The sequence below is a fragment of the Sphingomonas sp. FW306-1B-B10E genome (assembly GCF_058782005.1).
This window is the reverse complement of record NZ_JBYSXG010000118.1, coordinates 1-1,280: the sequence shown is the minus strand read 5'-3', so window position 1 is coordinate 1,280 and position 1,280 is coordinate 1. Positions and strand designations below refer to the sequence as shown.

Sequence of the window (1,280 nt, the reverse complement as noted above, 5' to 3'; positions counted from 1 at the left end):
GGCGGGGGCGGCGGGGCGGCATAGTCCTCGTCCGGACGCGGACCGCGATAGGGACCCGGTTCATACGAAGGCGGCGGGCCCTGATACTGGTAGTCGCGCTCGTCGCGGTCGTAAAATTCGTCGGTGTCGACCGCATCGATCCGCGGCGCTGGATAGCTCGTGCCCGCGCGGCTGTCGGCATAAGCGATCCCCGCGCTCGCGCTCGCCGCCGCGGCTGCGCCGCCCCAGGAGATACCATCGAACGAATCCCAGACGCGGCCGTCCCGGTCGACGAGCACGGCGTCGTCATAATAGCGCACCCAGGAATAGCCGGGCTGCGGCGCGGCGAGGCCGAAGCTCAAATAGTCGTTGATGCGGAAATCGTCGCCGCGCCAATAGCCGGGCAGGTTGTTGCCGCGGTGCAGCCGGCGATAGCTGTTCCAGCCGCCCGGCGCGCGATAGCCTGCTTCCCAGCGGCCGTCGCGCATCGCCCAGCGGTGCGAGTCGGTCCGCATCACGCTCGGGGCCGAATGCCGCGGCGTCACCACCCAGCGGCCGTCCTGCCAGACGCGCTGCGCCATCGCGGGCGTCGCACCCGCCATTCCGGCGATCACCGCCGCTGCCAACCAATAGCTGCGCACTGTATCCGACTCCTTCGTGCAAGCCCCCGCTCGCGCTCAACGAAGAAATAACCGTTACGGGGCATGCACGAAATCACCGGGACGGCGGAAATCTGTCCCAATGCGGGTCAGCGTCTCATCCCGAGATTCAGCCAGTGATTCTGGGCGCCAGGATCCGCATCAGCGCCTCGCAGCCCGCAGCATCGCCGGCATCGAAGCGTCCGGGCAGCGGGCTGTCGAGGTCCAGCACGCCGAGCAATTCCCCCTGATGGACGATCGGCACGACCAGTTCGGAGCGGCTGGCGGCGTCGCAGGCGATATGGCCGGGAAAGGCATGGACGTCGGCGACGAGCTGGGTCTCGCGCGTCGCCGCCGCGGCGCCGCACACGCCCTTGCCGAACGGGATGCGGATGCACGCCGCCTTGCCCTGGAAGGGGCCGAGGACGAGTTCGTCCCCCACGTTGCGGTAGAAGCCGGACCAGTTGAGATCGGGGAGGTACTGGCCGATCAGTGCCGATACATTCGCCATGTTGGCGATCGCGTCGGGCTCGTCGACGGTGAGCGAGTCGAGCGCGGCGGCGAGGTCGCGATAGAGTTCGGACTTGGAGTCGGCGGTGATGTCGAAGCTGTACATGGGGGGGATATAGCAAGCCCCTCCCCTTCAGGGGAGGGGTTGGGGGT

2 protein-coding genes are annotated in these 1,280 nt (G+C 68.1%); both read right to left on the bottom strand.

Annotation, left to right across the window (positions count from 1 at the left end):
- The coding region (locus tag AC3WJI_RS21650) for an RcnB family protein (protein WP_492759372.1) at positions 1–620 on the bottom strand (620 nt) is incomplete at its 3' end.
- A gap of 127 nt (positions 621–747) precedes the next feature.
- A complete protein-coding gene (locus tag AC3WJI_RS21645; protein ID WP_492759371.1) occupies positions 748–1,233 on the bottom strand; it encodes a GAF domain-containing protein in 486 nt (161 codons plus the stop codon).
- Between the last annotated feature and the right edge of the window lie 47 nt (positions 1,234–1,280).